Origin of the sequence: Bacillus sp. CDB3 (assembly GCF_002081505.1) — a bacterium.
Taxonomy (GTDB): Bacteria; Bacillota; Bacilli; order Bacillales; family Bacillaceae_G; genus Bacillus_A; species Bacillus_A cereus_AT.
On sequence record NZ_ALBR01000063.1, the window covers coordinates 1 to 6,199 of the forward strand.

A 6,199-nucleotide genomic window follows, 5' to 3' on the forward strand; every position below is an offset into this window, starting at 1 on the left:
GTACCGTTTACCCGGTTTATTAGTATTAGTTAGTAACGTTAACGACGAACAACGAACCTAACTAAACTAAAACACTCTACTATTATTCATAGTGAGATGTTTTTTAGTAGTTCCTATTCTTTTAGCAAATCTATTAATCCGTTACCTTCAGATGTACGTTCATACCCTAAAGGTACAGTCCTTTTAATAAGTTGTGCGTATATTTCTGGCTCTGATAACTTTCTGCCATATTCTCTCTCGCATTGCTTAATGAGTAGTGCGAGAGCTCCAGCTACATGCGGCGTCGCCATTGAAGTACCACTTAATACCGCATATTTCCCTTCTGGATACGTAGATAGTATTTCATCACCTGGTGCTACTAAATCGATTTCTTGATTCGAATTACTAAAGCATGAAATTTTCCGCTCTAAATTAACAGCACCTACTTCAATCACTTCAGAATAAGCACCTGGAAAATCTAATTCTTCAGTTTCATCGTTACAATCCCCATCATTTCCAGCAGCACATACAACGAGAACATCTTGCCTCACCGCATTTTGAATAGCTTCATGTAACTCTGGTACATCTTGTGGACCACCAAGTGACATTGAAATAATTCTCACTTTCTCTTTATTCGGTCCTCTCCAATTTACAGCATAATGAATAGCCTCAATAATTTGCTCATAACTTCCAGAACCGTCTCCTGCTAATACTTTTAATACTAACATTTTAGCAAGTGGTGCTACACCTAATACACCCACTCCATTTTCAGTCGCTGCAATTGTCCCCGCTACATGAGTACCATGCCCGTTATTATCAAGATAAATATTGGGGTTTCCTTCATAATCTTTCGTGAAATTTCTCCCACCAATAATACGATCTTTTAAATCTACATGATTTATATCACAACCTGTATCTAAAACGGCAACGACAATGTCTTTCCCTTTCGCGCTCTTTTCCCATACTTGCGGAGCATGAATCAATTGTACACCTGGTGGAATTTCATTTACTTGTTCAACCACCTTATTTACGGTAAACGGAATTAATTTAATGCCTTTTTGTTTATTCGCTGTACTACTATTCATCGTAATCCCTCCTGAAAATGTATTATTTTCATTTCAGACCACTATTGAGTACGTTTAAATTTAACATTCGTTTTATTCGTTCCATTTCCCTTCCTCTCAAATATTTCTCAATAAACAAAAGAAAAGGACCCATTAATGGTCTTATCCCTGTCAAGTAGACAATGTTAAAAAGACTAAGCAGCCATCGAGATTCGATATTCTATCGGCGCTCGATGGTTGAGTCGTTTTTGGAACCGTTTATAGTTATAAAAGTAAATATATTCTTCAATTGCTTGTATTAAATCTTCTTCTGTTTTAAAATGATTCAAATACAACATCTCCGATTTAAAATGGGAGAAAAATGACTCGATACAAGCGTTATCATGGCAGTTTCCTTTGCGAGAGTGGCTACCAATGATACCTAAATCGGAAAGTCGTTTATTGTAGGCATGAGATGTGTACTGGAATCCCTGATCTGAATGGAGAATGGTTCCACGCACATCTCTTTTTTGTGCCACCATTTCAATTGTATCTAATACAAGTTCATTATCATTCCGCTTGGATATTTTCCAAGAAACAACTTCGTTATTATAAATATCTTGGACAACAGAAAGATACCGAAATCCCTCTTGGAATCGTAGGTAAGTAATATCTGTAACAAGTGCCTCATTTTGTTGGCGATCTTTAAATTCACGGTTTAAAACATTCGGAAAAACATTGGAATAGTTCCCTTTAAAGAAGCGACGCTTCTTTCGAATAATAGATTGAATATTGAGCTCACTCATTAAGCGATATACTTTTTTGTGATTTATAAAATATCCCTCTTCCTGTAAAGCGATTTTCATACGTGGATAACCATATTCTTTGTGCTTTACGTGAATAGATCGCATTACCTTTTTTAGTCGTTTCTCGGATTTTAGTCGTATGTTTTCCATACCTTTGGTATGAATCCACTTATAGTAACTGGAACGATGTACACCCGCAAATTTCGTAAGCCATATAACTGGATACTTTGTCTTTAATGATTCAATGATATGATATCTCTCTTTATGTTTTAGTACGCCTCCATTTATAGATTTGGATACTGCTTTTTTAAATATTCAACCTGCGCTTTATAGTAGTCACGTTCCTCTTCAATCGTCTTAAAATAAACACGTTTTCCTTTTAGAGGGTTTGGTATACCTTTCATTCCCCCATTTTTCCCGCGAGTATCTGTAATCTCACCACATTCTTTATATTTTTTGACCCAATTTTTAAGCTGGGTAGAACTTCTAATCTGATATCTTTCCTTTATCATATTGTAACTTCCTTCACCGTTTAAATAACTTTGAACAGCTGATAACTTTAATTCTTCTGAATAGGTATTAAATGTTGAACCTTTTTTAGTCATGAAAAATCCCCTCCAAGTAATAGTGTAACATCCATGTATGTTCATGGTCTTTTTACACTGTCTACCTAAAGGGGATAATATCATTAAATGGTCCTTTTCTTTTTTAGTTTTTCAATAGAATAATATAAAGTGAAACTATAATCAGTGGGGGGGTGTTCATCCCCACTGGTTATTAGCCCTCACCAATCGGGCGTTTACGGGCAGTTGATCTCCCACCTACCTTCTTTGCTTCAGCCGAGTTTTGAGGTGGGAGTTTTACTGCCCACAAATAGCGGGATAAATTAAGACTAAATCTCACTCTTTTTCAAAAACTGCTCAATTTCTTTTATTACATGTTTTGCGCCTTCTATACTAACAGTAATGTTTCCATTTGCTAATGAAATATTTTGATCTGAAACATCACCTGTTATTTGACAAGCATTGTAAGGTTGATATTTTTGTAAAATAATTTTGTCTTCTTCTACAAAAATTTCAAGTGGTGATTTGATTTGTATTCCTAATACATCTCGTAATTCTTTAGGAATAACTATCCGTCCCAATTCATCTACTTTCCGAATAATTCCTGTTGCTTTCATGTTACTCCCCCCTTACTCTCTATTATTTTTTTCACCTCGCTATTTTCATTTTATCACTATATATTTGGTAATGCCTTACTCTTTTTAGAAAATATAGTACAAAAGTTAAAAAAACACATTTAACGAATATTCAATCTTTCTTTCAATTGTTTTAAATAACGAGCTCGTATAATGACGAAATACAAAACTTGAATACTTACAAAAATACTTAATACAATCGTATTCTCTTTAAACAGTGAGTACTCAAACATTTGTCCTAACGCAGTTAATGCTACTGCCCCATGTAATGTTGCAACTCCAACTGGAACGAAGAATAAAAGCGCTAAGCGGATTGTGACTACTTTCGATAATTCGCCTCTCGTCAATCCAACTTTTCGAATCATTTCAAATAAACGAGTATCGTCCTCCAAATCAGAAAATAAGCGGAAGTAAAGGAAGCTTCCTGCACAAACAAAAAATACAATACCTATAAAGAAACCTACAAATAAAATGGGTCCTGCAATTTGTAAACTTTGATTTTGATCGTACTCTTCTGCACTAAACGTTGCATGTTCTTGATAAGGCTTAATCTGATGTGTAAGCTCTTTACCAACCTCAATTTCATCTTTCGTTCCTTTTGTTTTATACATATAATCTTTTTCTTCTTTAAATCCATCTTGTAATGAATCATATTGATTATTAGAGATTACATAAACATTACCTCTTAATATTTTACTCAATGAAGACGAAGTAACTTTTTTCACTTTTAACTGTTCATTCATATTAGGTAAAGCGATTTCTTTTCTTTCTTTCATCGGTGGTCCAGGTATTTCAACTGACAAAAATAAAGCCTCTTTATTTGATACAGTATTAAATGGTTCTCCTGTTAATTTTGCATATTCCTTATAATCCGATTCTTTTATAAAAGTAGCGCTTCTTAACGACTGCTCCTCCGTTTTTTCGTAGAAACATTTATTTTTGAAGCTTCTATATTATATTTCTTTAATCCTTTGTCAATCATTTGTATATGCTGTATTTCGCTAGTATTTTCTTTCTTAGAGTGGTAATGAAACGCAATTGGTCTGTCCATAATTTCTTTCGTCATTGATGCAAATCCAACCAATGTACCTATTGCTGAAAATGCTACTGTTGAAATAATCGTTACAATAAAGAACATTCTTGCGTTATCTCTCATACGGTACGCTAAATCTGACAAAGTAATAATATTTGTTTGTGTCCAATAGAAACGTTTACTTTTTTTACATAATCGAATAATAAAGACGCTCAACTGCTTGTACAGCAAATACGTACCGATAGTGACTACCGTTGTAACAGGAATCATCATAATAAATACCATTGCACCATGTGACATAAGTGCTCCTGCATAACCCGCACTAAGCAATACTACTGCTAATATAGAAGAAATAATTGATACTTTCGGTTCTGGCTTCGCCTCTGCTGATCCTCTAAACAACTTCATAATTTTATTTTTACGAACCATTCCGGCACTAAATAAGGAAATGATAATAAATAATATGAAAAACATAATACTCGTTACAACTATCGCTTTCATCGGTATGTAATAGGATAAGGAAATATCTAGTTTTAATATCATTGGGGCTACAAAAATTAGTACTCCTGAAAACAGCATACCTGAAAGAATCCCGAAAATAATTGCCCCTATTCCAATCATGATATTTTCAAAGAAGATAAGACGCTTTAATTGGTATTTCGTCATACCTAGCATCATTAAAATTCCTAGCTCACGCTTTCTCGTTTTTAAAAACATTCCCATTGAATATAAAATAAAGAAGAATGTAAATAAGTAAATAATAGACTGTGCAAAAGACATACTTACGAATACGTACTGTCCTAATTCTCCAGCACTTAATGCCGGATGAAACGCAAAAAATGAATACACAAAAAAGGCCATAATAGCAAATGCACTACTCAAAAAATATGCTGAATATGTTCGTCTATTTCGCGTTACATTTCGAAATGCAAGTTCTCTAATGTTCATACCACTTCTCCGCCCTTCTACTAACTTTGCTTTTTTTATATTAGTAAAATTCGGAAATACCTTCCATCGATTCAAATGACAAAAACCTTACATTATTGAAAGGTTTAAAAAAATTGCTTGTACAAAACAGTTTATTTATAATAACTTCATTCATATTCATACACGCATCCTATTGTATATTCGTTAGTTTTGCGAAATAATAAAGGATAGAAGTATGTACCAATATACATATAAACTTATTTACCGCTTTAATATGAATAGGAGGAAACATAATGACATTACAAGAACAGATTATGAAAGCATTACATGTTCAGTCTGTAATTGATCCGAAAGCAGAAATCCGTACACGTGTTGATTTCTTAAAAGATTATGTAAAAAAAACAGGTGCGAAAGGATTTGTACTTGGAATTAGTGGTGGACAAGACTCTACATTAGCTGGACGTTTAGCTCAGCTTGCAGTTGAGGAAATTCGTAATGAAGGTGGGAACGCAACGTTTATCGCTGTACGCCTTCCTTATAAAGTGCAAAAAGATGAAGATGATGCACAATTAGCATTACAATTTATTCAAGCTGATCAATCTGTTGCATTTGATATTGCTTCAACTGTTGATTCCTTCTCAAATCAATATGAAAACTTATTAGGTGAATCATTAACAGATTTCAATAAAGGAAACGTAAAAGCACGCATTCGCATGGTCACACAATACGCAATTGGCGGACAACAAGGACTACTTGTTATCGGAACAGATCACGCTGCAGAAGCTGTAACAGGATTCTTTACAAAATTCGGAGATGGTGGTGCAGACCTATTACCATTAACGGGATTAACGAAACGCCAAGGACGCGCTCTATTACAAGAGCTAAATGCGGACGAGCGACTTTACTTAAAAATGCCAACAGCTGATTTATTAGATGAAAAACCAGGTCAAGCTGATGAAACAGAGTTAGGTATTACGTATGATCAACTAGATGACTATTTAGAAGGTAAAGCAGTTCCAGCTGACGTTGCTGAAAAGATTGAGAAGCGTTACACAGTAAGTGAACATAAGAGACAAGTTCCAGCATCAATGTTTGATGATTGGTGGAAATAGAACATAAAAAAAACGAGAGATACTACTTACGTTACTTCTTTTACTTTTAGTTTTACGTTTACGTTACGTTAGTTACTACTTACTTACTTACTTCCTTACTA

4 protein-coding genes and 1 pseudogene are annotated in these 6,199 nt (G+C 34.3%); 1 reads left to right on the top strand and 4 read right to left on the bottom strand.

Translation table 11 applies throughout. From position 1 onward, the window contains the following. Positions 1–113: 113 nt before the first annotated feature. The 4 genes and pseudogenes from CDB3_RS14480 to CDB3_RS14495 all read right to left on the bottom strand — a co-directional run bounded on the left by CDB3_RS14480 (position 114) and on the right by CDB3_RS14495 (position 5,007). Positions 114–1,064 (bottom strand): serine protease, encoded by a 951-nt coding sequence (locus CDB3_RS14480; protein ID WP_128854973.1) that lies wholly within the window; start codon positions 1,062–1,064, stop codon positions 114–116. A 173-nt stretch (positions 1,065–1,237) separates the two neighbouring features. Further along, positions 1,238–2,433 (bottom strand): IS3 family transposase gene (locus CDB3_RS14485; RefSeq protein WP_372708537.1). Its coding sequence is split into 2 segments (ribosomal slippage): positions 1,238–2,139 and positions 2,139–2,433, totalling 1,197 coding nucleotides; the frame shifts between segments, so codons are not numbered across the junction. A 287-nt stretch (positions 2,434–2,720) separates the two neighbouring features. After that, positions 2,721–3,008 (bottom strand): AbrB/MazE/SpoVT family DNA-binding domain-containing protein, encoded by a 288-nt coding sequence (locus CDB3_RS14490; RefSeq protein ID WP_128854974.1) that lies wholly within the window; start codon positions 3,006–3,008, stop codon positions 2,721–2,723. A gap of 119 nt (positions 3,009–3,127) precedes the next feature. Then, positions 3,128–5,007: pseudogene (locus CDB3_RS14495) on the bottom strand (FtsX-like permease family protein). A gap of 272 nt (positions 5,008–5,279) precedes the next feature. On the opposite strand from CDB3_RS14495, the gene nadE reads away from it, so the two are divergent. Next, positions 5,280–6,098 (top strand): NAD(+) synthase, encoded by an 819-nt coding sequence (gene nadE / locus CDB3_RS14500; RefSeq protein WP_128854975.1) that lies wholly within the window; start codon positions 5,280–5,282, stop codon positions 6,096–6,098. Positions 6,099–6,199: the final 101 nt, after the last annotated feature.

Coding starts and splice junctions, on each gene's coding strand:
- CDB3_RS14490 (WP_128854974.1), bottom strand. CDS start 3,008: ATGAAAGCAACAGGAATTATTCGGAAAGTAGATGAATTGGGACGGATA.
- CDB3_RS14480 (WP_128854973.1), bottom strand. CDS start 1,064: ATGAATAGTAGTACAGCGAATAAACAAAAAGGCATTAAATTAATTCCG.
- nadE (WP_128854975.1), top strand. CDS start 5,280: ATGACATTACAAGAACAGATTATGAAAGCATTACATGTTCAGTCTGTA.